General features: G+C 66.5%; 25 protein-coding genes. 15 read left to right on the forward strand and 10 right to left on the reverse strand.

Annotation, left to right across the window (positions count from 1 at the left end):
• Position 1: 1 nt before the first annotated feature.
• Positions 2-2050: a TonB-dependent receptor gene (locus MJ122_RS22310; protein ID WP_239746062.1), complete on the reverse strand. Its 2049-nt coding sequence runs from the start codon at positions 2048-2050 to the stop codon at positions 2-4.
• Between the two features lie 246 nt (positions 2051-2296).
• Here MJ122_RS22310 and MJ122_RS22315 point away from each other — a divergent pair, with 246 nt between their 5' ends.
• Positions 2297-3046, forward strand: a complete 750-nt coding sequence (locus MJ122_RS22315) for an AraC family transcriptional regulator (protein WP_239746063.1) — start codon at positions 2297-2299, stop codon at positions 3044-3046.
• 790 nt (positions 3047-3836) lie between these two features.
• Complete coding sequence (gene putP, locus MJ122_RS22320; protein ID WP_088417765.1) at positions 3837-5354, forward strand: sodium/proline symporter PutP; 1518 nt, start codon at positions 3837-3839, stop codon at positions 5352-5354.
• Between the two features lie 189 nt (positions 5355-5543).
• Here the strand turns inward: putP and MJ122_RS22325 are convergent, their stop codons facing one another.
• Positions 5544-6737, reverse strand: a complete 1194-nt coding sequence (locus MJ122_RS22325) for a sugar transporter (protein ID WP_239746064.1) — start codon at positions 6735-6737, stop codon at positions 5544-5546.
• 158 nt (positions 6738-6895) lie between these two features.
• The gene (locus MJ122_RS22330; RefSeq protein ID WP_088417767.1) at positions 6896-7810 is read right to left on the reverse strand and encodes a LysR substrate-binding domain-containing protein; all 915 of its coding nucleotides are present in this window, start codon (positions 7808-7810) and stop codon (positions 6896-6898) included.
• Positions 7811-7949: 139 nt separating this feature from the next.
• Between MJ122_RS22330 and MJ122_RS22335 the strand changes: the two genes are divergently transcribed.
• The 3 genes from MJ122_RS22335 to MJ122_RS22345 are packed head-to-tail and all read left to right on the forward strand — an operon-like array spanning position 7950 to position 9156.
• Positions 7950-8588, forward strand: coding sequence for an NAD(P)H-dependent oxidoreductase (locus MJ122_RS22335; protein WP_239746065.1), 639 nt, complete (start codon positions 7950-7952; stop codon positions 8586-8588).
• Positions 8588-8896: a multidrug efflux SMR transporter gene (locus MJ122_RS22340; protein WP_088417768.1), complete on the forward strand. Its 309-nt coding sequence runs from the start codon at positions 8588-8590 to the stop codon at positions 8894-8896. The genes MJ122_RS22335 and MJ122_RS22340 overlap by 1 nt, the downstream gene beginning before the upstream one ends.
• Positions 8897-8934: 38 nt before the next feature.
• Positions 8935-9156: a VF530 family protein gene (locus MJ122_RS22345; RefSeq protein ID WP_239746066.1), complete on the forward strand. Its 222-nt coding sequence runs from the start codon at positions 8935-8937 to the stop codon at positions 9154-9156.
• 42 nt (positions 9157-9198) lie between these two features.
• On the opposite strand, the gene MJ122_RS22350 is transcribed toward MJ122_RS22345, so the two are convergent.
• Positions 9199-12216 (reverse strand): transglycosylase domain-containing protein, encoded by a 3018-nt coding sequence (locus MJ122_RS22350; protein ID WP_239746229.1) that lies wholly within the window; start codon positions 12214-12216, stop codon positions 9199-9201.
• A 330-nt stretch (positions 12217-12546) separates the two neighbouring features.
• On the opposite strand from MJ122_RS22350, the gene MJ122_RS22355 reads away from it, so the two are divergent.
• From MJ122_RS22355 to MJ122_RS22365, 3 genes are all read left to right on the forward strand, one after another.
• Positions 12547-12801, forward strand: coding sequence for a hypothetical protein (locus MJ122_RS22355; RefSeq protein ID WP_088417771.1), 255 nt, complete (start codon positions 12547-12549; stop codon positions 12799-12801).
• A gap of 148 nt (positions 12802-12949) precedes the next feature.
• Complete coding sequence (locus tag MJ122_RS22360) at positions 12950-13627, forward strand: class I SAM-dependent methyltransferase (protein WP_239746067.1); 678 nt, start codon at positions 12950-12952, stop codon at positions 13625-13627.
• Positions 13628-13952: 325 nt separating this feature from the next.
• On the forward strand, positions 13953-15335 hold the full coding sequence (locus MJ122_RS22365) for an amino acid permease (protein WP_088417773.1): 1383 nt from the start codon (positions 13953-13955) through the stop codon (positions 15333-15335).
• Positions 15336-15397: 62 nt separating this feature from the next.
• Here the strand turns inward: MJ122_RS22365 and MJ122_RS22370 are convergent, their stop codons facing one another.
• The 4 genes from MJ122_RS22370 to MJ122_RS22385 all read right to left on the reverse strand — a co-directional run bounded on the left by MJ122_RS22370 (position 15398) and on the right by MJ122_RS22385 (position 19317).
• On the reverse strand, positions 15398-15772 hold the full coding sequence (locus MJ122_RS22370; RefSeq protein WP_239746068.1) for a 5-carboxymethyl-2-hydroxymuconate Delta-isomerase: 375 nt from the start codon (positions 15770-15772) through the stop codon (positions 15398-15400).
• A 303-nt stretch (positions 15773-16075) separates the two neighbouring features.
• A complete protein-coding gene (locus tag MJ122_RS22375; RefSeq protein WP_239746069.1) occupies positions 16076-17986 on the reverse strand; it encodes a M48 family metallopeptidase in 1911 nt (636 codons plus the stop codon).
• 21 nt (positions 17987-18007) lie between these two features.
• On the reverse strand, positions 18008-18604 hold the full coding sequence (locus MJ122_RS22380) for a LemA family protein (protein ID WP_239746070.1): 597 nt from the start codon (positions 18602-18604) through the stop codon (positions 18008-18010).
• Between the two features lie 164 nt (positions 18605-18768).
• Positions 18769-19317: a cysteine hydrolase family protein gene (locus MJ122_RS22385; protein ID WP_239746071.1), complete on the reverse strand. Its 549-nt coding sequence runs from the start codon at positions 19315-19317 to the stop codon at positions 18769-18771.
• A 102-nt stretch (positions 19318-19419) separates the two neighbouring features.
• Here MJ122_RS22385 and MJ122_RS22390 point away from each other — a divergent pair, with 102 nt between their 5' ends.
• Positions 19420-20418, forward strand: a complete 999-nt coding sequence (locus tag MJ122_RS22390; RefSeq protein WP_239746072.1) for a GlxA family transcriptional regulator — start codon at positions 19420-19422, stop codon at positions 20416-20418.
• On the opposite strand, the gene MJ122_RS22395 is transcribed toward MJ122_RS22390, so the two are convergent.
• On the reverse strand, positions 20408-20713 hold the full coding sequence (locus MJ122_RS22395) for a DUF3303 family protein (RefSeq protein ID WP_088417779.1): 306 nt from the start codon (positions 20711-20713) through the stop codon (positions 20408-20410). The two genes, MJ122_RS22390 and MJ122_RS22395, sit on opposite strands and share 11 nt — an antisense overlap.
• A gap of 190 nt (positions 20714-20903) precedes the next feature.
• Positions 20904-21272: a cupin domain-containing protein gene (locus MJ122_RS22400; protein ID WP_088417780.1), complete on the reverse strand. Its 369-nt coding sequence runs from the start codon at positions 21270-21272 to the stop codon at positions 20904-20906.
• A gap of 166 nt (positions 21273-21438) precedes the next feature.
• Between MJ122_RS22400 and MJ122_RS22405 the strand changes: the two genes are divergently transcribed.
• From MJ122_RS22405 to MJ122_RS22430, 6 genes are all read left to right on the forward strand, one after another.
• Positions 21439-22167, forward strand: a complete 729-nt coding sequence (locus MJ122_RS22405) for a class I SAM-dependent methyltransferase (protein WP_239746073.1) — start codon at positions 21439-21441, stop codon at positions 22165-22167.
• 58 nt (positions 22168-22225) lie between these two features.
• Positions 22226-22654, forward strand: coding sequence for a VOC family protein (locus MJ122_RS22410; RefSeq protein WP_088417782.1), 429 nt, complete (start codon positions 22226-22228; stop codon positions 22652-22654).
• A gap of 245 nt (positions 22655-22899) precedes the next feature.
• Positions 22900-23994, forward strand: a complete 1095-nt coding sequence (gene ddlA, locus MJ122_RS22415) for a D-alanine--D-alanine ligase (RefSeq protein WP_239746074.1) — start codon at positions 22900-22902, stop codon at positions 23992-23994.
• Between the two features lie 102 nt (positions 23995-24096).
• Positions 24097-24921 carry an aldo/keto reductase gene (locus tag MJ122_RS22420; protein ID WP_239746075.1) on the forward strand — a complete coding sequence of 275 codons (825 nt, stop codon included), beginning with the start codon at positions 24097-24099 and terminating at the stop codon, positions 24919-24921.
• 90 nt (positions 24922-25011) lie between these two features.
• Positions 25012-25383: a nuclear transport factor 2 family protein gene (locus MJ122_RS22425; protein ID WP_239746076.1), complete on the forward strand. Its 372-nt coding sequence runs from the start codon at positions 25012-25014 to the stop codon at positions 25381-25383.
• Position 25384: 1 nt separating this feature from the next.
• A complete protein-coding gene (locus MJ122_RS22430; protein WP_239746077.1) occupies positions 25385-26227 on the forward strand; it encodes a class I SAM-dependent methyltransferase in 843 nt (280 codons plus the stop codon).
• The last annotated feature ends 1 nt before the right edge of the window (position 26228 follow it).

Consider the following 26228-nt stretch of genomic DNA (forward strand, 5'->3'; position numbering starts at 1 on the left):
CTTAGAAAGCCACTTTCACCCCCGCCTGAATGCCGCGTCCGCCGGCCGGCACGCTGTCGCGGAGGATCGAGCTGGCGTAGCGCACGGTCTGGTTGGTCAGGTTCTCGCCCTTGACGAAGGCCAGCCAGCGGCTGTCGCCCAGGTCGAAGCGGTAGCCCACGCTGGCGCCGAGAGTGGTATAGCCGTCGGTGCGCAGTTCGTTTTCCGGGACGCGGTTCTGGTCGGCGGCGTATTCCACGTCGACCCGGGCCTGCCACTGCTGCAGTTCCCAGAGAATTGCACTGTTCAGGCGCAGCGGGGCGATGCGCGGCAGGGCTTCGCCGGTGTCCTTGTTCTTGGCGCGGGTGTAGTCGCCGGAGAGTTCCAGGCCGAAGCGGCCGTAGGGGCTGTCCAGAAGGTGAATGCGGTCCTGCGCCTCGACGCCGTAGAAGTCCGCCTTCACGCCGCTGTAGAGGTACTCGGGCAGCGCCTCGTCGTCGCCAGCATCGACGACCGCGCCTTCCTCGTCGCGATAGCGCCCGCTGGCCAGCAGGCCGATGTAGTTGGAGAAGCGGCTGTAGAACACACCGACGCTGCCCTTGTGGCGGCCGTTGTCGAAGCGCAGGGCGAGGTCGGTGGAGACGGCTTTTTCCTTGCTTGCGTCGGCATCGCCCACTTCATAGGTGCCGGTAGCGGCGTGGGCGCCGTTGGCATACAGCTCGTAGAAGGTCGGTGCCCGCTCGGTGTAGGCCAGGGTGCCGGCCAGCGACCAGATCGAGGTCAGCTTGTACACCGCGCCCGTGGACAGGCTGCCCGCGGTGAAGCTGCGCGAACCGTCATTCTCGGCGAAGCGCTCGTTGTCCTTGGCGTTGGGCTCGATGCGCGTGTGCTCGGCGCGGCCGCCCAGGTTCAGCGCCAGGCGTTCGGTGGCCTGCCAGTTCTCGAGGAAGAACAGTGCGGCGCTGTCGGTCTCGGTATGCGGCACGAAGGCTTCTTCGCCGAGCGCGGAGAAGCGGCTGTTGGCGATCTGCGCGCCGACCACGCCGTCCAGTGGCCCGATGGGTTTGTGCCGGGCCTCGATGCGTGCCTCGTAGCCGTCGTTCTTGAAGGTGGTTCCGGTTTCGCCGTCCTCGATCTCCTTGTGCTGGTACTCGGTGTAGGCGGCGTCCAGCTTCACCGAGCTGAAGGGGCCGTCGAGGTCGCGGATTTCCGAGGCGAAGGCGTAGCGATCCTGCTGCATCTTCAGCCGCACGTCGTCTTCGGCGGGCGAGCCGTAGTTGCTGTCGTAGCCGCTGTAGGAGAGGCCGGCATAGCCATGGTCCCAGTGGTAGCTGCCGCCGATGGCGCCACTGTCCTGGCGGCCGTCGCTGTTGTTCACGCGGTGCCTGGAGTCGTCGCCATCGGTCTGGCGCTGGCGTGACGAGTGGGCATAGCCGGGGATGCGCAGGTCGTTGAATTCGCGGGAGCCGGCGTCCAGGTGCAGGGCGAAGGTGCCGTCGCCGGCTTCCAGCGCGCCGGCGGCGCTGCGGGTGGTGTCCGAGCCGCCGTAGCGCAACTCGCCCTGGCCGTGGATGCCGTCCACCGGTTCGCTGGGGATGCGGTTGTCGAAGCTGTTGACCACGCCACCGATGGAGTTGCCGCCATAGAGCAGGGCGGCCGGACCGCGGACCACTTCGATGCGCTCGACCACGTTGGGGTCTTCCGGGACGGCGTGGTCGTAGGACAGCGACGATGCGTCCAGCGCGCCCACGCCATTGCGCAGGATGCGGATGCGATCGCCGTCCATGCCGCGTATCACCGGGCGGCTGGCGCCGGGGCCGAACCAGGTGGAGGAGACGCCAGGCGTGCCATTGAGGGTTTCACCCAGGCTGCCTTTCTGCCGCAGGGTCAGCTCGTCGCCCGACAACACGCTGCTGGGGGCTGCTGGTGAGGCGTCTCCCAGCGGGTTGGCGGTGATTACCTGGGGCTCCAGTTCGGTGGGGGCGGCATCGGCCAGCGAGGGCGCGCCGGCGCACAGGGCCAGGCCCAGCGGCGCTAGACGCCAGCGTGGGCGGAAGAGGGATGGGGGCATGACGAACTCCTGGTTTTTCTTGGCAAAGCGAACCCCTCCCTCGTGATCAGGGATGCGCCAGGCGGCGGGGAAGGGAAAAGGAAGAGATATTATTTGTTATAACATAACATGCCTATTCGTTAGCAAGATTTTTGGCCTTAGATGATTTTGCGTGAGCTCAAGCGGAGTTGCGCCAGGTTGCACCTCCTGGCTGGGCAGGCTGACGGAAATTTCGTATCATGCTCAAAATTTGATCAGCCAATGCCCATGTTCGATACCCGCCTCGTCAGGCTGTCCGACCAGACCGACCAGCATGCCCATGACCACCACCAGTTGGTGATGTCTCTGAGCGGCCGTGCGGAGTTCGAGATCGACGGCGCGGGCGGCGAGGTCTGCCGCATGCGCGCGTGCCTGGTGCCGGGGGATGTCGGGCACGAGTTCGCCGGGTTGGGCGACAACCGCATGCTGATCGTCGATCTCGACGAGGCCGGCACTGGCGAGCAGGACCGCGAACTGCTGGCGCGGCTGTTCGAGGCGCCGCGCTACCCGACCCTGGATGCGGACTTCCAGAACCTGCTCAGCTACGCCGGCGCCGAGATCGCCCGCTACGGTGATGACCCGCTGCTGGCCCGCGCCCTGGGCGGCGTGCTGCTGCGGGCACTGCACCTGCGGCTGTTTGGCGAGGATCGCGCGCCGCGCAACGGGCCGCTGGACCTGGAGCGGCTGGACGGCTATATCGCCGCTCACCTGTCCCGGCGCATTACCGTGGCCGAACTGGCGCAGGTCGCCTGCCTGAGCCCCAGCCACTTCCATGCGCAGTTCAAGGACCGCGTTGGCCTCACGCCACACCAGTACCTGCTGCGCCAGCGTCTCGACCGCGCCGCACGCCTGCTCCGGGAATCCGACCTGCCGTTGGTCGGCGTCGCCGGGGAATGCGGGTTCTCCAGCCAGAGCGCGCTGAACACGGCGATGCGCCGCTACCTGGGGCTGACGCCGGGCAACCTGCGCCGCTGCTGAGTTCGTTAGTCTGTGCACCGCCGATTGCTGATCGAATGGTCAATTGTCGACCTGCGGGTGCCGGAGTCTTTTGCAAGAACTCCAGAGCTTTCAGCAAGAAATTCGCAGGGTGCAACCCATAGAGTCCGCCCACCGCGTTGCTGGTGTTCCAAGGTGCAACCCGGTCAGACCAAGAACAACAGCCAGCTCGATACGCGGGAGGGGCAGCATGCCCATCACCGGTTCTGTCTACGCTCGTGGCGCGCCTGCACCTGGCCGCGCCACCCCCGCCACGGCCCGGCCCGCAGCGCCCGCCCGTGCCCTTGCGCCGTCCGCCCTCGGACCAGCGGCGCCATTCGCCCCGTCGCTTTCTGTACAATCCGCGCCCTCGCGCGCCGGCCTGCCCCTGCCGCACCTTTATGCGCGCATCAGCACAGTTTCAATCACTCGCGACGAACGCCGTTGCCAGCCCCGTATCGTGCGGCTGGCAGGCATTTGCCGAGAGCAGGGCGCCCACATCGGCGCTTGATGGATGACCGGGCTCCGCCCGGAAATCGCCTCGCACATCGCTTACCGGCGAAGGCGGGACGGAGGCCACCGTGGTGAGACGGTGGCCGCAGGAAGACGCCAGCAAGGACGGGGGCGTGCCTGCGTCGGGATGCGTAGCGGTTCGGTGCCGGTTTGGCGCCACGCGCACCCCGGTTTGCCTGTGAGCAAGCGCTAACCGGTCGGCGTCAACCACGCCGGCTGCCAGTCAAGGGTCCGCGACACCCCGCGAGCCCGGATAAAAACAAGCTGTAGGGGAGTCCCCATGAGCGTCAACACGCCAACACTGATCACCTTCGTGATCTACATCGCAGCCATGGTTCTGATCGGCCTGGCCGCCTACCGTTCGACCAACAACTTCTCCGACTACATCCTCGGTGGCCGCAGCCTCGGCAGCTTCGTCACCGCGCTGTCGGCCGGTGCTTCGGACATGAGCGGCTGGCTGCTGATGGGCCTGCCGGGCGCCATCTACCTGTCGGGCATCTCGGAAAGCTGGATCGCCATCGGCCTGATCTGCGGTGCCTACCTGAACTGGCTGTTCGTCGCCGGCCGCCTGCGTGTGCACACCGAGCACAATGGCAACGCGCTGACGCTGCCGGACTACTTCAGCACCCGCTTCGAGGACAACAGCCGCGTCCTGCGCGTCATCTCCGCGCTGGTGATCCTGGTGTTCTTCACCATCTACTGCGCCTCCGGCATCGTCGCCGGCGCCCGCCTGTTCGAAAGCACCTTCGGCATGTCCTACGAGACCGCCCTGTGGGCCGGTGCCGCCGCGACCATCGCCTACACCTTCGTCGGCGGCTTCCTGGCGGTGAGCTGGACCGACACCGTGCAGGCCTCGCTGATGATCTTCGCGCTGATCCTCACCCCGATCTTCGTGTTGCTCGCTACCGGCGGTATCGATCCGGCCTTCGCCGCCATCGAGCTGAAGGACGCGGCCAACTTCGACATGTTCAAGGGCGCTTCCTTCGTCGGCGTGCTGTCGCTGATGGCCTGGGGCCTGGGTTACTTCGGCCAGCCGCACATCCTGGCGCGCTTCATGGCCGCCGATTCGGTGAAGTCGATCCCGGCTGCCCGCCGCATCTCCATGGCCTGGATGATCCTCTGCCTGGGCGGCGCCGTGGCCGTCGGCTTCTTCGGCATCGCCTACTTCCAGGCGCACCCGGAACAGGCTGGCGCCGTGGGCGAGAACCATGAGCGCATCTTCATCGAATTGGCGAAGATCCTGTTCAACCCGTGGGTTGCCGGCGTGCTGCTGTCTGCCATCCTCGCGGCGGTGATGAGCACCCTGAGCTGCCAGCTGCTGGTGTGCTCCTCGGCCCTGACCGAAGACTTCTACAAAGCCTTCCTGCGCAAGAACGCCAGCCAGCTCGAGCTGGTGTGGGTCGGCCGCGCCATGGTGCTGCTGGTGGCGCTGATCGCCATCGCCCTGGCTGCCAATCCGGAAAACCGCGTACTGGGCCTGGTGTCCTACGCCTGGGCCGGCTTCGGCGCCGCCTTCGGCCCGCTGGTGCTGTTCTCCGTGCTGTGGAAGGGCATGACCCGCAACGGCGCGCTGGCCGGCATCATCGTTGGCGCGGTCACCGTGATCGTCTGGAAGCAGTTCGGCTGGCTCGGCCTGTACGAGATCATTCCGGGCTTCATCCTCTCCAGCATCTCCATCGTGGTGTTCAGCCTGATCGGTTCGGCACCGTCGAAGGCGATGATCCAGCGTTTCGAGGAAGCCGAGGCGGAATACGCCGAGGCCACTCAGCCGGCCGGCACTGCCGCGACCAGCCGCTGATCCTCAGCTGAATGAAAAAGGCCACGTTCCCGAAAGGGGCGCGGCCTTTTTCTTTCTGTTTTTTTATAGGAGCGAGCTTGCTCGCGAACCTCTTGATGCCGGGGTGCCGGGTGGGGTGGCGCGGAAGCGCGCTCCTGCAGATCATGGCTCCGTGCTGACCTGTGCGTGGGCAAATCCGGCGCGGGGCGATCAGCGCGAGGTGCTGCCGCTCAGCGCTGCCGCATAGCGCCAGCAGGCGAACAGGCACAGCAGCAGGCCGACCACCGCCAGCGCGCCGCCGACGTAGCCGATCCATTCCAGCCCCATGCCCACTGCCACGCGGCTGCCCAGCAGCGCGCCGCCGCCGATGCCGACGTTGTACAGGCCGGAGAACATCGCCATGGCCACGTCAGTCGCGTCATGGGCGAGCTGCAGTACCTTGGCCTGCAGCGCCAGGCCGAAGCAGAGGATCGCCGCGCCCCAGAACAGGCTCAGGCCCAAGAGTGCAGTGGAAGAGTGGGCCAGTGGCATCAGCAGGAGGAGCGAGCCGCCGAGCACGGCGATGGCGATGCACGGGAAGGCGCGGGGGGCGCGCTCGCTGTAGCGGCTGAAGAGGATCGAGCCGAACATTCCGGCGCCGCCGAACAGCAGCAGGAGCAGGGTGGTCTTCTGGCTATCGAGCGCAGCGACCTCGCGGGCGAACGGTTCGATGTAGCTGTAGGCGGTGAATTGCGCGGTGATCACCAGCACGGTGAGCACGTACATCGACACCAGCGCCGGACGGCGCAGCAGCATCGGCAGGCTGCGCAGCGACCCGGAATTCTGGCTCGGCAGCAGCGGCAGCGCGCGGGCCAGCCAGAGCACCACCACCACCGAGACGCCGGCGATGGTGAGGAAGGTCGTGCGCCAACCCAGCGCCTCGCCGAGCATGCGCCCAAGCGGGATGCCGAGAACCATCGCCAGGATGGTTCCGGTGGCCAGCAATCCGAGGGCTTTCGCCTGCTGGCCCGGCGGTGCCACGCGCACCGCGAGCGACGCGGTGATCGACCAGAACACGGCGTGGGCGAAGGCGATGCCGAAGCGGCTGATCATCAGTGCCGTGAAGTTCCAGGCGAAGCCGGAGAGCACGTGGCTGACGATGAACAGGCAGAAGATCACCACCAGCAGGCGGCGGCGCTCCATGTTGCGGGTCAGTTGCATCAGCGGCAGCGAGGCCAGCGACACGACCCAGGCATAGAGCGTGAGCATCAGCCCGGTCTGTTCCGGACGCATGTCGAAGCTCGCGCCGATGTCGCTGAGCAGGCCCACCGGGACGAACTCGGTGGTGTTGAATATGAAGGCGGCGATGGCGAGGGCGATGACGTTCAGCCAACTGCCGGAGTGGGTTTCTTGCGCGGTGGTCATGGGAATCCTGAGGTGAAGTGGGGCTCAGGCCGTGCCCTGGGATCACGCGCGGGCGTGTCGCGGGCAAAGAAGAATTGTTGTTGCGGCAGGCTTGATTCTACCCACGGCCAGCCCATCGCGCACGGCGAAGCGGCACCTGCGCGGGTGCAGCGGCAGGCTCAGGCGGCGTTGCCGATCAACGGGTCTGGGGCTTGCGCCGCTTCCTCGCCCAGCCAGTCGAGGAAGGCGCGCACCGGTGGGTGGCGCTCGCGGCCCGGTACGCAGAGCGCGGTATAGCGGGCGCCGGGCACGTTGATCTCCGGGCGGTAGGGTACCAGCAGGCCCTTCTCCACGCTCTCGGACACCAGCAGCGAGCTGGCCAGCACCAGCCCCTGGCCGGCGATGGCCGCCTGCAGGGCGTAGAACTCCTCGTCGTACTCGCGCTGCACCGCCTGGGCAAGCAGGCACTCCTCGCCGGCCACCTGGCACCAGGCCTTCCAGCCGCGCTCGTAGAGCTCGGAGTTGTGCCAGCGCACGCTGATCATCTCCGGCACTTCCACATCGGCGGTAGCCACCAGCGCCGGCGCGCCATAGACGGCGAAGCGCTCCGCCAGCAGGAACTGGCTGTGCATGCGCGGGTAGTCGCCGAAGCCGTAGCGGATCGCCAGGTCGACGCTGGCGTCCTGCTGCAGGTCGAGCAGCTCGCACTGGCTGTCCAGGCGCAGGCGGATGTGCGGATGGCGCGCGTAGAAGCGGCCCAGGCGCGGCACCAGCCACAGTGCGGCGAAGGCCGGCGTGGTGGAGATCGTCAGGCTGCTGGCGCTGCGCTGCGGGCGCAGGCTGTCCACCGACTGCGACACCTCCAGCAGCGCGCCATGCAGGCTGCGGAACAGTCGCTCGCCGGCCTCGGTCAGGCGCACCTGGCGCGGCAGGCGCTCGAACAGCGGCAGGCCCAGCCATTGCTCCAGCGCGCGGACCTGGTGGGACACCGCCGTGGGTGTCACTGCCAGTTCCTGGGCGGCGGCCTTGAAGCTCAGCTGGCGCGCAGCGGACTCGAAAGTGCGCAGGGCGGGTAGCGGCAGGTTGGCGAACATACAGCGCTCCATGGGTGAGCTGGATTCATCTGGAAGGAGATCCCCTCAGTTGTCCGGTCGACAACCCGTAAATAGCTTAGGCAGCAACTGGAGGCCAGTCATGGCCTCCGCAGTGTACATCTTGAGCAAGGAATTACAGATGAGCAGGATTCTTTCCATTCACGCCAGTCCCCGTGCCGACCGCTCGCATTCCCGCCGCCTGGCCGAGGGCTTTCTCGCCGCGCTGCCGCAAGCATCGATTACCCGCCGGGAAGTGGGTCGCGCCGATCTGCCCCATGTCAGCGAAGGTTTCATCGCCGCCGCCTTCCATCCGGAGCCGGACAATCGTCCGGCTGCTTTGCAGGCCGAGCTGGCGCTGAGCGAGGAACTGGTAGACGAATTGCTCGCCCACGATCTGCTGGTGATCTCCACGCCCATGTACAACTTCAGCGTGCCCAGCGGGCTGAAGGCCTGGGTCGACCAGATTGTCCGTCTCGGCCGCACTTTCGACCTGCACGTCAAGGACGGCGAAGCCGAATACGAACCGCTGCTCACGGGCCGCAAGGCACTGATCATTACCAGCCGGGGTGGTGCCGGCATGGGGCCGGGCGGCGCGCTGGAGTGGATGAACCACGCGGATGCCTGGCTGCGCGTGGCCTTGGGTTTCCTCGGCATCGAGGATGTACAGGTGATCGCGGCCGAGGGCGAGGAGGGCAATCCCGAAGCTTTCCGCGCGTCTTATCAACAGGCCGAAAAGGCCCTGGCCGATCTCGCCGAGAGCGAGTGGGCGCGTGCGTGATGGCCTGGACCATGCTGATGGTGGCGGCGGTGTTCGAGGTGATGTTCGCGGTGTCGATGAAGTACGCCGAAGGCTTCACCCGGCCCTTGCCGACCGTGGTGACGGTGCTCGCCGTGATCGGCGGGATCTTCTTCCTTACCCTGGCGATGCGCCAGTTGCCGGTGAGCATCGCCTACCCGGTCTGGACGGCCATCGGCACGCTGGGCACTGTGTTCTTCGGCTTCCTGCTGCTGGGCGAGGCGCTGACGCTGACCAAGCTGGCCTCGGTGGCGCTGATCGTGGCCGGCGTGGCCGGGTTGCGGGCCTGATGCTAAGGTGCCGCCCATTCTCCAACACGGCACCGAAGATGAACGACAAACCGAAGAACCCGCTGCACGGCGTGACCCTGGAAGCCATCCTCAACCAGCTGGTGGCGCAGTACGGCTGGGACGGGCTGGCCAAGCGCATCGACGTGCGCTGCTTCAAGAACGACCCGAGCATCAAGTCCAGCCTGACCTTCCTGCGCCGCACGCCGTGGGCGCGGGAGCAGGTCGAGGCGCTGTACGTGAAGACTGTCCAGAAGCGTTGAGGGTGGGAAGTCCGCTCCTACGCTCCCTGTCGCCGTTGGCGCTCAGCGCCAGCTCACCCGCAGGTTATCCAGCCGCTCCTGGCAGCCGGTGCTGATGCCCGGCTCCAGGTAGCTCGACAGCGTCGGCGCCATGCCCTTGAGCACCTGCACCGGCAGCGCCGAGGTGAACTTGAAGCCGTCCGACTCGCTGCCGGCGACATAGGCGGTGAGCGTGCCGAAGTGGCGCGGGCCGATGTAGAAGACGAAGGTCGCCGTGCGGTTCATCGCCTTGGAGCTCTTCACCCAGCCGCTGCGGGTGACGCTCTCGATACGGTTGTCGCCGGTGCCCGTCTTGCCGCCCATCACCAGGGCGTTGCCGTTGGCCAGTTTGAAGGTGCCGGACAGGCGCCGCGCGGTGCCTGCGTCCACCACTTGCGACAGCGCGGTGCGCAGGGCCTGGGCGACTTCCGAGCGCATCACCTGCCGGCCCTTGTTGGATTCCGGGCCGAGGGTGACTTCGTAGGGCGTGGCGGCGGCGAAGTGCAGGCTGTCGATGCGCAGGGTGGGCATGCGTACACCGTCGTTGAGGATGATGCCCATCAGTTCCGCCAGCGCCGCCGGGCGGTCGCCGGAGCTGCCCAGCGCGGTGGCCAGCGACGGCACCAGATGATCGAACGGGTAGCCCAGGCGCTTCCACTGTTCGTGCAGGTCGAGGAAGGCTTCCACTTCCAGCATGATGCGGATGCGCTTGTCGCGGGCGTACTTGTGCCGCGACTTGAACAGCCAGCCATAGACTTCCTTTCGCTCGGCGCTACTGGCAGCCACGGCGTCGGCGAAGGTCGCCGCCGGCTGACGTTGCAGGTAGCCCAGCAGCCATAGCTCCAGCGGGTGCACGCGGGCGACGTAACCCTGGTCGTTGAGGTTGAAGGCGCCCGGCCCGTAGCGGGTGTAGAGGTCCTCGATGCGCTTGTCGGTGAGCTTGTCGCCGGCGTAATGGCCCTGCTTCAGGCGGTCCTGCAGGAAGGCGGCGAAGGTCGGGACATCCGCCTGCGGCTGCAGGTAGCGGTGGATCGCCGCCAGCCGTACCGGCCAGGCACGCAGGCCGTCGAGGAAGGTGGTCAGGCGCGCGTCGTTGTCCTTGCCCTTGTACTTCTGCCAGAACCGCAGCAGGTAGACCTGGCTTTCCTTGTCGACGAAGCGGTCGAGGTAGTCCTGCCGGCGCGGGTCCTTGTCATCGGCCAGCACGGTCATCTTGCTGCCCTCATTGGCATAGATGTCGTGGCGCACCAGGTCGCGCAGCAGGCGTACGAAGGGCAGGTTGATCGACTCGCGCAGGGCGTCTTGCAGGGTCGGGATTCGCCCGTTGTCTTCCTTGCGGAAGTTGCTGAAGGTGTGGATGCCGCCGCCGGTAAAGAAGCTCTCGTACGGACTGGCGGAGTACTTGCGCTGCAGGGCGGCGGCGAGCATGTCCGGCAGGTTGCGGTCCTTGGCGGTGATCAGGTAGTCGATGGACCAGCGGGTGAGGAAGTCCAGCGGTTCCACCGACACCTTCTTCAGTTCCGCGACGGACAGCGGCGCGTACTGCTGGTGCAGGTCGGCGATGGTTTCCAGGTAGGTGGCGAGCACCCGCAGCTTGGCGGTGGAGCCCAGCTCCAGCTTGCTGCCCTCGTTGATGTCGAAGGGCTGCTCGGTGCTGTCGGTCTGCACGCGCACACGGTTGCCGCTGGGAGTGCGCTCGAACAGGGTGAAGCTGTAGCGCACGTCCCGGGTCTTGTCCTTGGACAGCAGGTGCTCGCCGAACAGGCCGATCTGCTCGGCGAATTCCGGGTCGGACAGATGCCGCAGGTAAGCGGTGACCTGCTCCTGCAACTCATGCTGCAGGGTAGTGGTGAAGCTCATGTCGAAGCGGTCGAGATCGTACAGCGGCACGTCGAGCATGCCGGCCAGGCGGGTGCGGGCCAGGCCGATGCCCTTGTTGTTCTCCAGCGGGGTGAAGCTCGGCTCGCTGCGCGGGTCGCGGAACACCAGTTTCTGCTTGAGCGCGGCGTCGCGCAGCTCGGGGGCGATCACCTTGTTCTGTGCCAGCAGGCGCAGGTAGCTGTCGGTCAGCACGGCGAGCTGGTCGCGGCCGCGCGCCAGGTACCAGGACGGTCGACGGTGGGCGATCATCAGCGACACCACCTGGCGCAGGGCTTTGCCCTGTGCAGCGAGTTCCGCGCCGGAGCCCGGCGCAGCGTTGAGCAGCTTGTTGACCTGCTGGTAGTCGGCGCCGTACCAGATCCAAAGGCCGTCCGGCAGACCGCTGACTTCGCCGTAGCCCGGCTGCGCCGAGAGCGGCACCGAATTGAGGTAGGTGAGGGCGACGTTGCGCCGCGCGGCCAGGTTTTCCGGTCCGTTCTGGTAGGTGCGTACGCTGGCCGAAGCCATCTGCCGCAGCTTGTCGGTGATCGAGTTGGTGCGGCCATCCTCGGAATGGCGGTACTTCTCGATCTGCGTGGCCAGGGTACTGCCGCCGGGGGCGTGATTGCCCAGGCCGACCAGTTTGCCCACCTGCGCCACCGAGGCCTGGGTGAAGCGACTCCAGTCGATGGCCGGATTCAGGTAGGGGCGCTCGGGGTCGAGCAGGTCGCGGTTCTCGATGAACAGCAGGCTATTGACGATGGCCGGCGAGATGCTCTCGAAGTTGGCGTAGAGCCGCTGCGGGTAGCGGAAATTGTAGATCGGCAGGCCGCGGCAGTCGGCGATGTCGACTCCGGCCTGGGCCTTCTCCGGGTAGGGCGGGAACAGGCCGTGACTGGTGTACTGCATGAGTGGATCGGAGAAGCGCGCCTGGCTCAGGGTGACGAAATTGCGCTCGTGCAGGCGACCGAGGAAGCTGGGCAGCTGCTGGTAACCCAGGCGGCGGTCGAAGGGCCCGCCCTGTGGATAAACCACGTTGCCGGTACTGCCCTGTTCCAGGCTCCAGGTCAGTCCGGTCGCGTAGCGCGCCAGCTCGCGCGCCTGCAGCTTGGAGGTGCGCGCTTCATAGAGCAGCGCCGCACCCATGGCGGCCAGCAACGGCAGGAGAAACAGGAAGAGGATGAGGAAACGGTGATGATGCACTTTCTGCGGGGAAAGGCCGGGCCCCAGACTTCCCGGTTGACCTGCCACTTGCGTACCGGAATGCTTCGAGTTGCCCATCTTCACGCCCCGCCCATGCTCGTACGACAGCCCAGGAAGCGGACTCCGCCCACGTGATGGCCGGCACCTTCCTGGCGCCGCGAAAGCCGTTGTCCCCCGCGGCTTTCCTAACTTCCAGCGTAGTCGGCGGCGAAAAAACTGCGCGCCGCCCGGCACCGTTCATGGCCTTGCGGATTGATTTGCCGACGGCCAGCAGGTGCAATGTACTGACTTCGACAGGAACCCTTCCCCATGCGTTCGCATAATCTGTCCCTGGCCTTGCCCCTGACCGCTCTGCTGCTGTCCTTGAGCGCCCAGGCGGCGCCCATGCCGTTCTACCGCTGGCAGAGCAAGCTCGATGGCGCCTATACCTGCCAGCAGACGTCGCCGGGCGAGGGCTGGCAGAAGGTCAGTGGGCCGTTCCGCGACGCCGGATGCCGCGAGATGCTGCCGCAGACGCCGCCGCCCAAGGGGTTGGCGGTGCCCAAGGGGTGGAAGGGGCAGTAGCCCGACATACCTGTAGGCACCCATTCCTCCTGGTAAGTCCGTGCCAGGGATTCCCTCTCCCGTCAGGGAGAGTGCTGGGCACGGCAGAGGGCTACTCCGGTAGGAGCGGAATCATCCGCGATCGCTTCACCCACGCACGGAGCCCTCCATGACCGACCACCAAACCCACATCCGCCAGAGCTGGCAAACCAACGCCGATGCCTGGACCCGCGCCGTGCGCGAGCAGCGCATCGAGAGCCGGCGGCTGGTGACTGACGCGGCGATCCTCGGCGCCATCGCCGAGGGCCCGGCGCGGCGTGTGCTCGATATCGGCTGTGGCGAAGGCTGGTTGTGTCGCGCGCTGGCGGCGCGGGGCAGCGAGTGCGTCGGCGTGGACGCCTCGGCGCCCCTGGTCGATTCGGCGCGGGCGTCCGGCGGCGGGCGTTTCGAGTTGATGGACTACGTGGCGCTGACCGAGTCGGGCAGCAGCCTCGGCCAGTTCGACGTCCTGGTGTGCAACTTCGCGCTGCTCGACGAGTGCCTCGCGCCCTTGCTGGGCGCACTGCGCGAGCGGCTCAATCCTGGCGGGCGACTGCTGATCCAGACCCTTCACCCCTGGACCGCCTGTGGCGACGAGCCCTATGCGGACGGCTGGCGCCTGGAAACCTTTGCCGCCTTCGGCGCTGAGTTCAGCGCGCCGATGCCCTGGTTCTTCCGCACCCTGGAGTCCTGGCTGGCGCTGCTGGCCGCCAGCGGCTGGCGCCTGCGGCAACTGCGCGAACCGCGCCATCCGCGCACCGGCCAGCCCTGCTCGCTGTTGCTGGAATTGCAGCCGCTGTCAGGTTGAACCGCTCTAAACCGGCCCTCGCGAGTGACGAAGATGTGGCGATACGCCGCTATTCCTTTGGTCAAATTGCACCTTGGTGGTGCAGACGTTTCCCACAGACTTGTGTAACACTCGCCCGCGACCTCAGCCGTGGTCCTCCCGCAATGCCCACGTCCGCTTCACAAGAGCGGACAGCCTCTTCCGGTGTGCCGTCCTGGAACTGCCAGACACTTCTCCCTCCGTGCCGCCCGGCGCGGTGGCGAAGCCTTTCCGGTGGTTCCGCACCCTGACGGCGCTCAGAGTCCGCAGCTGATTACTCCCAAGAACAAAATGAGGTTGCATCACCATGTCGTCCCACGATCTCCAAAGGGATCTCAACGAGCGGCACATCCGTCTCATGGCCCTGGGCGCCTGCATCGGCGTCGGCCTGTTCCTCGGCTCCGCCAAGGCCATCCAGATGGCCGGCCCGGCCATCATGCTGTCCTACATCATCGGTGGCCTCGCCATCCTGGTGATCATGCGCGCCCTCGGCGAGATGGCCGTACACAATCCCGTGGCCGGCTCCTTCGCCCGCTACGCCCAGGACTACCTCGGCCCGCTGGCCGGCTACCTGACCGGCTGGAACTATTGGTTCCTCTGGCTGGTGACCTGCGTCGCGGAGATCACCGCGGTAGCCATCTACATGGGCATCTGGTTCCCCGATGTGCCGCGCTGGATCTGGGCGCTGGCCGCACTGGCGAGCATGGGTACCATCAACCTGATCGCCGTACGCGCCTTCGGCGAGTTCGAGTTCTGGTTCGCGCTGATCAAGATCGTCACCATCGTCGCCATGATCCTGGTAGGCGCCGGCATGATCTTCTTCGGTTTCGGCAACGGCGGCATCGCCACGGGTATCTCCAACCTCTGGAGCAATGGCGGCTTCATGCCCCACGGCATCACCGGCGTGCTGATGTCACTGCAGATGGTGATGTTCGCCTACCTGGGCGTGGAGATGATCGGCCTGACCGCCGGCGAAGCGAAGAACCCGCAGAAGACCATTCCCGGTGCGATCAACTCGGTGTTCTGGCGCATCCTGCTGTTCTATGTGGGCGCGCTGTTCGTGATCATGTCCATCTACCCGTGGAACGAGATCGGCACCCAGGGCAGTCCGTTCGTGATGACCTTCGAGCGCATGGGCATCAAGACCGCTGCCGGCATCATCAACTTCGTGGTGATCACCGCCGCGCTGTCGTCCTGCAACGGCGGCATCTTCAGCACCGGCCGCATGCTCTACAGCCTCGCCCAGCACGGCCAGGCCCCGGCCGTGTTCGCCAGGACCTCCAGGGGCGGCGTGCCGCGCAATGCGCTGCTGCTGTCGATCTTCGCGCTGCTGCTGGGCGTGCTGCTGAACTACCTCGTGCCCGAGAAGGTGTTCACCTGGGTGACCTCCATTGCCACCTTCGGGGCGATCTGGACCTGGGCCATGATCCTGCTGGCCCAGCTGAAATTCCGCCGCGGCCTCTCCGCCGCCGAAGCCGGCAAGCTGCAGTTCAGGATGTGGCTGTACCCGCTCAGCTCTTACCTCGCCATGGCCTTCCTGGTGCTGGTGGTTGTGCTGATGGCCTTCTTCGAGGACACCCGCATCGCGCTGTACATCGGCCCGGCCTTCCTGGTGCTGCTGACGGTGCTGTACTACGTGCTGAACCTCGCGCCGAAAGGCGAGCAGGGCGCTGCTGCCAGCCGTGCCTGATGCTCGGTTGAGTGGATGAAAAAAGGGCCTCTTCGGAGGCCCTTTTTCTTTCTCGTGGCAATTCAGGCGCTGGGCAGGCTGCCGGCCATGCGCGTCAGGCTGCGGTCGAGTTCGGTGATTTCCAGTTGCAGGCCCACGGGGCGTCTGTCGATGAGCGCGGCCAGGGTCTGCTCGGCGGTGGCGAACAGGGTATCGACGATGCGCTGGCGCAGTTCCTCCGGGCGGCCGGGAGCGATGCGGATCTGGATGTTGACGAAGCCTTCGTTGCGGGTATCGGCGCCAACGTGGTGCTGCTCGATGACGCGGGCGAAGGTGCGCAGGCCGTTCAGGGGGAAAACGCCCAATTCTCGTGCCGCCTCGTGGAGTTTGCGGGGCAACTCCAGCGGGAGCAGATCGTCGGTGAGGTTGGTGGTGTAGTCGATGGCGATGTGGGGCATGGGGACAGTCCGGCATCAGTGATGCCAGCCATCCTAGGGCGACGGGTTCGTTGGGGATATGCGGGTGACTACGTATTTGACGGGTCCGATCTGCAGAAACACCCGCGGGCGCGATTCGGAGTTTGCATCCACATCGAATATACGGTTGAAGCATCAACGCAGGATGGCGTGGAGCGAAGCGATACCCATCGCTTCCTGTGCACCGAAGCAGCATGGGTATCGCAAGCTCCACCCATCCTACGAATGCGTTCGCCGGGGAGGGCTGCAGAGAAGGTTCGCTGCGGGGTTGGGTTGGGAGGCGTTTCAGTTCGCCAGCAACGGCGGCATCGGGCAATCCAGGATATCCGCCACTGCGCGCATCAGCTCCGCCTCGCCGGCGGTGATGTGGCCGTCATGCTCGATGCAGCGTGCCAGCGCCTTGAGCAGTTGCGGCCTCTGCAGTGGGCGCAGTTGTTCCAGCTGTTTCAGCGCGGCTTCCAGGTCGCGCAGGCTGGCGGCAGCGGGGAGGGACCGGGGCGCGAAGGGCAGGCCGCTCCAGGCATCGGCGAACGCCTGCTCGGTCTGCAAATCGCTGGTTTCTCCCACTCGGGCGAGGAAGGCCAGCAGCGTCGCGCAGGCTTCGGACAGCTCCGCCAGCGCCACATTGCCGATCTTCCCGCTGCCCGGTCGCAGGTTGCGCTCGATGATGCGCAGCAGGGTCCACTCCAGCAGCTTCACCTTGCCGTCCAGCTTGATCAGCAGCGCCATGTTCTCGCGCAGGGCAAGGAAGGCCTTGGTGTCCAGTTGCTTGAGCGCCGGCATGGCCAGGTCCAGCAGCGGCAAGCGCTGGCCGGGGTCGAGCCGCAGCAGCGATTCCTCCAGCAGGTCCAGTTGCAGTGCCAGGCTCAGGTTCAGGCGCTGCTTGATCGCTTCCAGTTGACGCGCCCGCTGGCCGGGTTCGCTGTCCAGCAGCAGGCCGTAGACCAGCGCTTGCGCTCCTTCACTGTCGTGGGCGGCGCGTTGCAGGCGTTCATCCAGGCGCCGCAGCGTGCTGCGGGCTTCCTGCAGGTGGGCGACGGTCGGCGCACCCACGGAGGCGACGGCCACGTCCACGGCGCTGGGCTGGTAAGGCTGGCCGGTGACGGCGGCGGTCCAGGCTTCCTGGTTCATCAGCGCCACGTCCAGGCGCGGCTCGAATTTCGGGTAGCGACCGTCCCAGCCCGGGTCGACCCGCCGGATACGGTCCTTGAGCGGCGGGTGGGTGTCGAACCAGCTGCTGCCCACGCCATCGCCGAAGTACAGGTGGCTGTATTCGGCCGCGCGCGGCGCGCTGAGCAGGGCGCCCAGCGGGTTGCTGCCAATCTTCTTGAGCGCGCCGGCGATGGTCGAGGGATCGCGGGTGAACTGCACCGCCGAGGCGTCGGCGAGGTATTCGCGCTGACGGCTCACCGAAGCCTTGATCAGCTGGCCGAAGAAGGTGCCGACATAGCCCAGAACATAGAGCACCAGGCCGGCGCCGATTACCAGCAGCACCACGCTGCCGCCGCCGTTCTTGTCGTTGCTGCTGCTTCGGCTGCTGATGCGCACGCCGCTGCTGGTCTCGCTCCAGCCGCGCAGCAGCATGCCGCCGATCAGGCCGAGCAGGAGCATGCCGTGGAGCAGGGCGGTCAGCCGCGTGTTGAGCAGCATGTCGCCGTGGTGGATATGGCTGAATTCATGGGCGATCACGCCCTGCAATTCGTTGCGCTCGAGCTGCTCGATGGCGCCACGGGTGATGCCGATCACCGCGTCGCGCGGGGTCAGGCCGGCGGCGAAGGCGTTGATCGAGCCGTCTTCCAGCACGTAGACCGGCGGCACCGGCGAGCCGGAGGCGAGGGCCATCTCCTCGACGACATTGAGCAGGCGGCGCTCATCGGCATTGCTGGCGCTCAGGTTGAGCAGGCGGCCGCCCAGGCTCTCGGCCACCACCTTGCCGCCGGCGCTCAACTGCACCTGCTTGTACAGCGCACCGAGCACGACCACGCCGACGATCACCGCGGCCACCGACAGGTACAGCTCCGGGTCGGGCAGGGTGGCGCGGGAGGTCAGGTGCAGCGCCGGCTCGCCCAGGTGACGCCAGAGCCAGCCCAGGGCGAAGCTGGTGATGGTGACCAGGCAGACCACCGCCACGCTGAGCAGCAGGACCAGGCGCCCGGTCTGCCTGCGGGCACGGTCCTGGTGTTCGAAGAAGTTCATCGCGCGTCCTGCGCCGGTTTTTTAGAAAGCGACTTTCGGCGCGGACTGGATGTCCTTGCTGTCCTCGAACTCCAGCAGGCTGGCGTCCTTGCTGTGGCCATAGGTGGTGGCCAGGAAGTTGGCGGGGAACGACTGGCGGTAGGTGTTGTACTCCATCACCGCGTCGTTGTAGGCCTGGCGGGCGAAGGCCAGCTTGTTCTCGGTACTCGACAGCTCCTCGCTGACCTGCTGCAGGTTCTGCGAAGCCTTGAGGTCCGGGTAGGCTTCCAGGGTCACGTTGAGGCGCCCCATGGCACCGCCCAGGGCGTTTTCGGCGGCGGCCAGTTGCGCCATGCGGCCGGCGTCGCCGGGTTGCTCTGAAGCGGCCTTCAGACCGGCGACCGCTGCATTGCGCGCGGCGATGACCGCCTCCAGGGTCTCGCGCTCGTGCTTGAGGTAGGCCTTGGCGGTTTCCACCAGGTTGGGGATCAGGTCGTAGCGGCGCTTGAGCTGTACTTCGATCTGGGCAAAGGCGTTCTGGTAGCGGTTACGCAGCGCCACCAGGCGGTTGAACACGCTGATCAGCAGGAAGATGACGCCAGCGATGATGGCGAGGATGATGATGGAGGAAACGCTCATGGGATGTCCTTATCGACGGGCGATCGAGCGTCGATAATAGCGGAAAGCCAGCGGCGTGTTGGGCAACTTTTCACGTCTTGATCCGCCGATTTTCCGGCGCTGTCGTGGTGCGAATCTGACTGAAGAAAGGGCCTCCCCGGAGGCCCTTTTGCAAACCCTGCGGATCAGCAGTTCAGGTAGTCAGCGGTGGACACGACGTCGGCATAGGCGAAAGCCAGGGACGCCATATAGGACGCGTGTACCTGGGCGGCCGGAACCTTCACGCCGTTGAACTCCAGGTCCAGGGTGGCGCAGGCGTCGTGCAGCACGGTCACCGGGTAGCCGAAGTCGGCGGCGGCACGCACTGCCCCGTCGACGCACATGTGGCTCATGTGCCCGACCACCACCAGCGACTCCACGCCGTGCTGGTCGAGGATGGCTTTCAGGTCCGTGTCGCGGAAGGCGTTGACGAAGTGCTTGAGCACCACTGGCTCGCCGGGCAGATTGGCGACCTTGCCGTGGATCTTCGCGCCGTCGCTGCCAGGAGCGAAGAACGGGGCGTCGGCACTGTCGAATTCGTGGCGCACGTGCACCACCAGGTCACCGCGTTCGCGGAAGGCGGCCAGGACCTTGGCGGCCTGGTCGGCGGCGGCTTCGATGCCCACCAGCGGCCACTTGCCGGAAGGGAAGTAGTCGTTCTGGATATCCACTAGGATGAGCGCTTGCTTGGCCATTTCAGGTTCCTTTCTTCAGTGGTGAGGAAGTGGAGCCAGTATGGTTCGCCGCGTGCCGCGCGGGGATCAGGCGGAACGACAATAACCGGGGGAAAACTGACAATGGCTGTGGAACGGAGCGTCGTCGAGATCGGGTTGCTGCTCTATCCCGGGGTGCAGACGGCGGCGCTGCATGGGCTCACCGACCTGTTCGCGGTTGCCGATCGCATCGCCAGCGATGAAGCCGCGCAGCAGCTGCCGGTGCTGCGCGTCAGTCATTGGTCCGGTGAGGACGGCGGCGAGCCGCGACGTGTGTTCGACACTCATCCCGGCGCGGATAGCCGGCTGGTCGCCGTGCTGGTGCCGCCGTCGTTGTTCGGCTTGCCCAACGCCGCACCGCTGCGCAACCTCACTGACTGGCTCGCCGCGCGCCACGGCGCGGGCGCCATCGTCGGCTCGGTGTGCATTGGCGGCTTGCTGGTGGCCGAGGCCGGGCTGCTTGACGGACGCAGCGCCACAGCCCACTGGAGTGGCGCCGAGGCTTTCGCCAAACGCTTTCCGCGCGTGCGCCTGGAAGCGCACAAACCCATGGTGGACGACGGCGATCTGATCACCTCCGCCGGGCTGATGGCGTGGTCGGACCTGGGCCTGCGCATTGTCGACCGCCTGCTCGGCCCGAGCATCGCCAACCGCACCGCGCGCTTCCTGGTGGTGGAGCACAGCGATAGCGCCCAGCAATGCGGCAGCAACTTCGCGCCGCTGCTGGGGCATGGTGACGCCGCGATCCTCAAGGTGCAGCACTGGCTGCAGGGCAACGGCGCGGTGGACGTCAGCCTCCCCGCCATGGCTGCCCAGGCCGGATTGGAGGAGCGCACCTTCCTGCGCCGCTTCCGCGCCGCCACCGGCCTGAAGCCCACCGAGTACTGCCAGCACCTGCGGGTGGGCAAGGCGCGCGAGCTGCTGGAGTTCACCAACGGTACGGTGGACCACATCGCTTATACGGTGGGCTACCTCGATCCGGGCTCGTTCCGCAGCACCTTCCGCAAGATCACCGGCATGGCGCCGAGCGACTACCGCAAGCGCTTCGGCGCCAAGCCCGCCGAGGTCGCACTCAGGGACTGACCGATGGCGTGTCCGCCGTGTGCTGCAGCATCTGCGCGAGCAGCGGTGCATATTCCGCGTCGGTCATCGCCGGGTGCACCTGCAGGTGCATCAGGTCGGTCCACTGCAGCATCCAGCGCTGCACGTCGAGGGGATTCTCGGCTTCGGCCAGGCCGAAGCCGAGCATGTGGCCCATGGCGTGCCAGCGGCCGACCAGCTTTACGCCGGGCGGCGGCAGGCCACCAGTCTTGAGGAAGCGCTGAATGATCTTGTCGCGGTTCTCGATGGGGATGGTCCAGTTCACCAGATAGAGCATGTCGCACCTCCGGCCCGCCTCCGGGCTTCGATGGCGCGGACCCGAACCGGCAACGCCGCCAGGGCCGCGCCTGTGTATCCCAGGCGTGACAGCCTCCGGCTGGGAGCGGCGTTCTTCCGACAGGCATAGCAGTGGTAGCCACAATGCGAGAGGCCGCTGATCGGCGGCCATCGGTGCTGTCGATCGACGGTCAGATCCAGCGATCATTCTCCGCCGTGCGCTCGCCGCCCGCATCGCCGGTGTTCAGTACGCCGCGCGGTTCGATCAGCATCAACTGCACCTCTTGCTCGGCGTAGGGTTTGTGCTCCACGCCGCGGGGCACCACGTACAGCTCGCCGGCGCGCAGGGTCAGCGGGCCGTCGCGAAAGTCGATGCGCAGCTCGCCGTCGAGCACGATGAAGGTCTCGTCGGTGTCGGCGTGGCTGTGCCAGACGAAGTCCCCCTGCAGCTTCACGACCTTGAGCTGGTAATCGTTCATCTCGGCGATAACCCGCGGTTGCCAGGTTTCAGTGATGCGGCCGAGCTTGTCCTGCAGGTTGATCGGTTGGCGTTGGGTCACGGTTTTTTCCTCCTGGTATCGGTCTGCGAAAACTACTGTCGGCCCGTGGCGCGGTCTTGCAGGAAATTGCGCTTCAATCCTGGGGGCACGGACCTTGCCGGCTTGCCGGCCCTGTCGTCGACGCTGACAATCGACCCTCGGTCCGTCAGAAAGGAGGTGCCGATCCATGGCGCAGAACATCTACGACAACCCCGGATTCTTCGCCAGCTACGCCCAGTTGCCGCGCTCGCGGCACGGCCTTGAGGGTGCGCCGGAGTGGGCCGCACTGCGTACATTGCTGCCGCCGCTGGAGGGCCTCGACGTGGTCGATCTCGGCTGCGGCTATGGCTGGTTCTGCCGCTACGCGGCGCAGCAGGGCGCCCGTACCGTGAGTGGGCTGGACGTTTCGCAGAAGATGCTCGATCGCGCACGGCAGAGCACCGAATCTGCGCAGGTGAGCTACTTGCGTGCCGATCTCGACCAACTCGAATTGCCCACCGCGGCCTTCGACCTCGCCTACAGCTCCCTGACCCTGCATTACCTTGAAGACCTGCCGCGCTTCTTCCGCAACGTGCACGATGCGCTGCGCCCCGGCGGCAGCCTGGTGTTCTCCATCGAGCACCCGATCTACATGGCCTCGCTCAAACCCGGCTGGGTCGTCGATGCCGATGGCCTTCGCTGCTGGGCCGTAGACCATTACCAGGACGAAGGCGAACGCCGCACGGACTGGCTGGCCAAGGGCGTACTCAAGTATCACCGCACCCTGGGCAGCGTCCTCAACGCCGTGATCGGCTCGGGGCTGAGGTTGCGTCATGTCCAGGACTGGGGCCCCAGCGCCGAACAGGTTCAGGCCGACCCGGCGCTGGCCGAAGAGCGCGAACGCCCCATGTTGCTGCTGGTCGCCGCACAGCGCTGAGGTGTGAAAAGCGGGCGACTATGCTCAGAACATCGCGTTCGTTTTCCCGGAGCCCGCCATGTCCACGCCTGCCGCCATTGCCCGCCCCAGCGTCATTCCCTGCCTGCGCTATCGCGATGCGCCCCAGGCCATCGACTGGCTGTGCGCCACCTTTGGTTTCCAGCGGCAACTGGTGGTTGCCGATGATCACGGCGGCATCGCTCACGCGCAGCTGGCGCTGGCCGACGGCAGCGGGCTGGTGATGCTCGGTTCGCTGCACGACAACGAGTACGGCCGGCTGATGCGCCTGCCCGACGAGATCGGCGGCTGCACCCAGAGCATCTATGTGGTGGTGAGGGATGCCGAGGTGCTGTACCGCGCGGCAGTAAACGGCGGTGCGCAGATCGTCATCGATATCAAGGACGAGGACTACGGCGGCCAGGGCTTCACCTGTCGTGATCCGGAAGGGCACATCTGGAGTTTCGGCACCTACGATCCCTGGCATTGAGCCTGGTTGTGCGAGCCTCGCCCGCTGGATGCGCAGCCGTCATCAGCTTCTCTGGCGTAAAGCGGGACGCTTCACATTGAAACTGCGGGACAGCGAGCGCAGCCGCACCGGCGGAAGCCGCCGTGTCAGCGCGGACAGGATGCCGCTTGCACTGCGCGACGGCACGAGCTGCTCGGCGGCCACTGTTTCTACCCAAGCGCCCTATGCCGTGTTAGAAAGCGCCCATCGATCATTCGGAGGCTGTCATGGGCAAGTTGCGCGTTGGGGTGATTTTCGGTGGGCGTTCGGCGGAGCACGAGGTGTCGCTGCAGTCGGCGAAGAACATCGTCGACGCACTGGACCGCGAGCGCTTCGAGCCGGTGCTGATCGGTATCGACAAGGAGGGGCGCTGGCACCTCAATGATGCCTCCGACTACCTGCTCAACCAGGAGAACCCGGCGCTGATCGCGCTCAATCGCTCCAATCGCGAGCTGGCCGTGGTGCCCGGCAAGGCCGAGCAGCAGCTGGTGGAAACCGGTAGCCGCCAGTTGCTCGACCATGTCGATGTGATCTTCCCCATCGTCCACGGTACCCAGGGCGAGGATGGCTGCCTGCAGGGGCTGCTGCGTATGGCAGACATTCCCTTCGTCGGCTCCGACGTGCTGGGCTCGGCCATCTGCATGGACAAGGATGTGAGCAAGCGCCTGCTGCGCGACGCCGGCATCGCTATCACGCCGTTCATCACCCTGACCCGCGCCAATGCTGCACGCACGCCTTTCGCCGAAGCGCAGCGCAAGCTCGGCCTGCCGCTGTTCATCAAGCCGGCGAACATGGGCTCCTCGGTGGGCGTGAGCAAGGTCGAGGACGAGGCCGCCTACGACGAAGCCGTGCGCCTGGCGCTCGCCTTCGACGACAAGGTGCTGGTGGAGGCCGCCGTGAACGGCCGCGAGATCGAATGTGCGGTGCTGGGCAATGAACAGCCGGTCGCCAGTGGTTGCGGTGAGATCGTCGTGGGCAGCGGCTTCTACTCCTACGACAGCAAGTACATCGACGAGGATGCCGCCAAGGTCGTGGTCCCGGCGGATATTCCTGCCGAGGCCAGCGAGCGTATCCGCCAGCTTGCCGTGGAGGCCTTCCTTGCCCTGGAGTGTTCGGGGCTGGCGCGGGTCGACGTATTCCTCACGCAGAGCGGCGAGGTGCTGATCAACGAGCTGAACTCGCTGCCCGGCTTCACCCGCATCAGCATGTATCCCAAGCTCTGGCAGGCCGCGGGGATGACCTACAGCGAGCTGGTCAGCCGCCTGATCGACCTGGCCATCGAGCGCCACGCCGCTCGCCGGAACCTGCAGACCAACCGCTGATCCGCTCCCAGGCCCCGCCTTCTGCGCTACCCTGACACCCCGCCGCCCGAATTCGGGCGGCCGGCCCCGTGTCCCCATGACCAGCGCAAGAAGGAGCACGAGATGAACACTGTGGTATTCGCCGACGGCACCGCCGTTCCCGCCATCGGCCAGGGCACCTGGCACATGGGCGAGGACAGCTTCCAGCGCAAGCGCGAGATTGCCGCCCTGCGCGAAGGCATCGAGCGCGGCCTGTCCCTGATCGACACCGCCGAGATGTATGCCGAGGGCGGCGCCGAAGAGGTGGTCGGCGAGGCGCTGGCCGGCCTGCGTGACCAGGTCTTCCTGGTCAGCAAGGTCTATCCGCACAACGCCAGCCGGCGCGGCATTCCCGAAGCCTGCGAGCGCAGCCTCAAGCGCCTGGGCACCGACTGCCTGGACCTCTACCTGTTGCACTGGCGCGGCCAGTATCCGCTGGACGAAACCGTCGAGGCCTTTGAACGCCTGCGCGAGCAGGGCAAGATCAAGCGCTGGGGCGTATCCAACTTCGACCTCGACGACATGCAGGAACTGAACGAGCCCGCCTGTGCCACCAACCAGGTGCAATACAGCCTGGAGGAGCGCGGCATCGAGTGGGACCTGCTGCCCTGGTGCCAGGAACAGCGCATGCCGCTGATGGCCTACTGCCCGGTTGGGCAGGGCGGCAAGCTGCTGCGCCACCCGGTGCTGGCGGAAATCGCCGGGCGCCACGGCGCCACACCTGCCCGTGTGGCGCTGGCCTGGCTGATCCACCAGCCGGGCGTCATTGCCATCCCCAAGGCCGTGGAGTCGCTGCACATCCGCGACAACGCCGCCGCGCTGCAGCTACGCCTGACGCCCGAGGACCTCGAGGCCCTCGACGCGGCCTTCCCGCCGCCGACCCGCAAGCGGCATCTGGCGGTGGTCTGAAGCCGGAGCCCCGGCCGTCGCTCGCCGGAGCGCGGCCGGGGTGCGGTGCTAGCCTTGCCCCATTGGTCACCGGCCGGGAGGGCTGCAGCGATGAGCAACTACACGGCGGACAGCGCCGCGATCAACCGCGTACTGACAGACTACGTCGAGGGCATGACCTTCGGCGACGAGTCGCGTCTGCGACAGGCCTTTCACCCGTCCTGCAAGATCGTCGGCAACTACCACGGCGCGCTGGAGTGGTCGTCACTGGACGAATTCATCGGCGCGATCAGGGCCGAGTCCCCGCCTCCGGAAGGCGCGCCGCCGCCCTGGGAACTGAAGTCGCTGGACATCACCGGCGACAGCGCAGTGGCCAAGGTCGCCGACGAGTTCCAGGGCATGCACTTCACCGACTACCTGGCCCTGCTGCGCATTGGCGGCGGCTGGCAGATCGTCAACAAGCTCTACTACCTGCACGAATGACGTGGAACGCCTGGCGCTGCGCGGTACGCCGGAAACCCTGCTGATCACCCTCTACGCCAAGGCGAAGGAGAGCGAGCTGCCCGACAGCCTGCTGCGCGACCATTTCTCGCGGCAGGCGGTGGAGCAGATCGACTACGACTTCGCCCGCCTGCACATCGGCCGCGCCGAGCAGGTGGGCATCGCCCTGCGGGCCAAGCTGTTCGACGACTGGGTGCGCGACTTCCTTGCGCAGTACCCGGCCTGCGTGGTGTTGCAACTGGGCTGCGGGTTGGACAGTCGCGTCTTTCGCATCGACCCGCCGCCCACCGTGCAATGGTTCGAGGTGGACTTCCCCGAGGTGATCGCGCTACGCGAGCGCCTGTATCCGCTGCGAGAAAACTGCCATCTGCTGGCCACCTCGCTGACGGCGCCGGGCTGGTGGCGCGCGGTGCCGACCGGGCGGCCGGTCCTGATCCTTTCCGAAGGCGTGCTGCCCTACGTGGAGGCGGGCAAGGTGCCCTGGCTGCTGCGCGCGCTGGTCGAGCACTGTGGCCAGGGAGAGCTGGCGCTGGATGGCTACAGCCGCCTGGGTATCCGCCTGCTGCAGTGGAACCCGATGATCCGGCGCACCGGCGCCGTGCTGCATTGGGGCATCGACGAGCCGCAGGAGCTGGAACAGCAGGTGCCGGCCCTGCGTTTCGTCGAGGCCATCGCTGCCTACGACCGCAAGCAGATTGCACGGCTGTCCCTGGGCATGCGTCTGCTCTACGAGATCACCCTGACCATTCCGGCGATGCGGCGCATGGGGCGCCTGCTGCGTTATCGCTTCGGCAAGACAGGCCGATTCGGCCGCTGGCTGCTTTAAT

It is taken from the genome of Pseudomonas sp. DP-17 (genome assembly GCF_022380625.1).
Classification (GTDB): Bacteria; Pseudomonadota; Gammaproteobacteria; order Pseudomonadales; family Pseudomonadaceae; genus Pseudomonas; species Pseudomonas nitroreducens_A.

Bases quoted from the DNA above. Each gene is read 5' to 3' on its own strand.
- MJ122_RS22410 (WP_088417782.1), top strand. From the start codon at position 22,226: ATGTCCACGCCTGCCGCCATTGCCCGCCCCAGCGTCATTCCCTGCCTG.
- MJ122_RS22360 (WP_239746067.1), top strand. From the start codon at position 12,950: ATGACCGACCACCAAACCCACATCCGCCAGAGCTGGCAAACCAACGCC.
- MJ122_RS22405 (WP_239746073.1), top strand. From the start codon at position 21,439: ATGGCGCAGAACATCTACGACAACCCCGGATTCTTCGCCAGCTACGCC.
- MJ122_RS22355 (WP_088417771.1), top strand. From the start codon at position 12,547: ATGCGTTCGCATAATCTGTCCCTGGCCTTGCCCCTGACCGCTCTGCTG.
- MJ122_RS22345 (WP_239746066.1), top strand. From the start codon at position 8,935: ATGAACGACAAACCGAAGAACCCGCTGCACGGCGTGACCCTGGAAGCC.
- MJ122_RS22385 (WP_239746071.1), bottom strand. From the start codon at position 19,317: ATGGCCAAGCAAGCGCTCATCCTAGTGGATATCCAGAACGACTACTTC.
- MJ122_RS22310 (WP_239746062.1), bottom strand. From the start codon at position 2,050: ATGCCCCCATCCCTCTTCCGCCCACGCTGGCGTCTAGCGCCGCTGGGC.
- MJ122_RS22370 (WP_239746068.1), bottom strand. From the start codon at position 15,772: ATGCCCCACATCGCCATCGACTACACCACCAACCTCACCGACGATCTG.
- MJ122_RS22325 (WP_239746064.1), bottom strand. From the start codon at position 6,737: ATGACCACCGCGCAAGAAACCCACTCCGGCAGTTGGCTGAACGTCATC.
- ddlA (WP_239746074.1), top strand. From the start codon at position 22,900: ATGGGCAAGTTGCGCGTTGGGGTGATTTTCGGTGGGCGTTCGGCGGAG.
- MJ122_RS22340 (WP_088417768.1), top strand. From the start codon at position 8,588: ATGGCCTGGACCATGCTGATGGTGGCGGCGGTGTTCGAGGTGATGTTC.
- putP (WP_088417765.1), top strand. From the start codon at position 3,837: ATGAGCGTCAACACGCCAACACTGATCACCTTCGTGATCTACATCGCA.
- MJ122_RS22425 (WP_239746076.1), top strand. From the start codon at position 25,012: ATGAGCAACTACACGGCGGACAGCGCCGCGATCAACCGCGTACTGACA.
- MJ122_RS22365 (WP_088417773.1), top strand. From the start codon at position 13,953: ATGTCGTCCCACGATCTCCAAAGGGATCTCAACGAGCGGCACATCCGT.
- MJ122_RS22335 (WP_239746065.1), top strand. From the start codon at position 7,950: ATGAGCAGGATTCTTTCCATTCACGCCAGTCCCCGTGCCGACCGCTCG.
- MJ122_RS22390 (WP_239746072.1), top strand. From the start codon at position 19,420: ATGGCTGTGGAACGGAGCGTCGTCGAGATCGGGTTGCTGCTCTATCCC.
- MJ122_RS22380 (WP_239746070.1), bottom strand. From the start codon at position 18,604: ATGAGCGTTTCCTCCATCATCATCCTCGCCATCATCGCTGGCGTCATC.
- MJ122_RS22330 (WP_088417767.1), bottom strand. From the start codon at position 7,810: ATGTTCGCCAACCTGCCGCTACCCGCCCTGCGCACTTTCGAGTCCGCT.
- MJ122_RS22395 (WP_088417779.1), bottom strand. From the start codon at position 20,713: ATGCTCTATCTGGTGAACTGGACCATCCCCATCGAGAACCGCGACAAG.
- MJ122_RS22375 (WP_239746069.1), bottom strand. From the start codon at position 17,986: ATGAACTTCTTCGAACACCAGGACCGTGCCCGCAGGCAGACCGGGCGC.
- MJ122_RS22420 (WP_239746075.1), top strand. From the start codon at position 24,097: ATGAACACTGTGGTATTCGCCGACGGCACCGCCGTTCCCGCCATCGGC.
- MJ122_RS22315 (WP_239746063.1), top strand. From the start codon at position 2,297: ATGTTCGATACCCGCCTCGTCAGGCTGTCCGACCAGACCGACCAGCAT.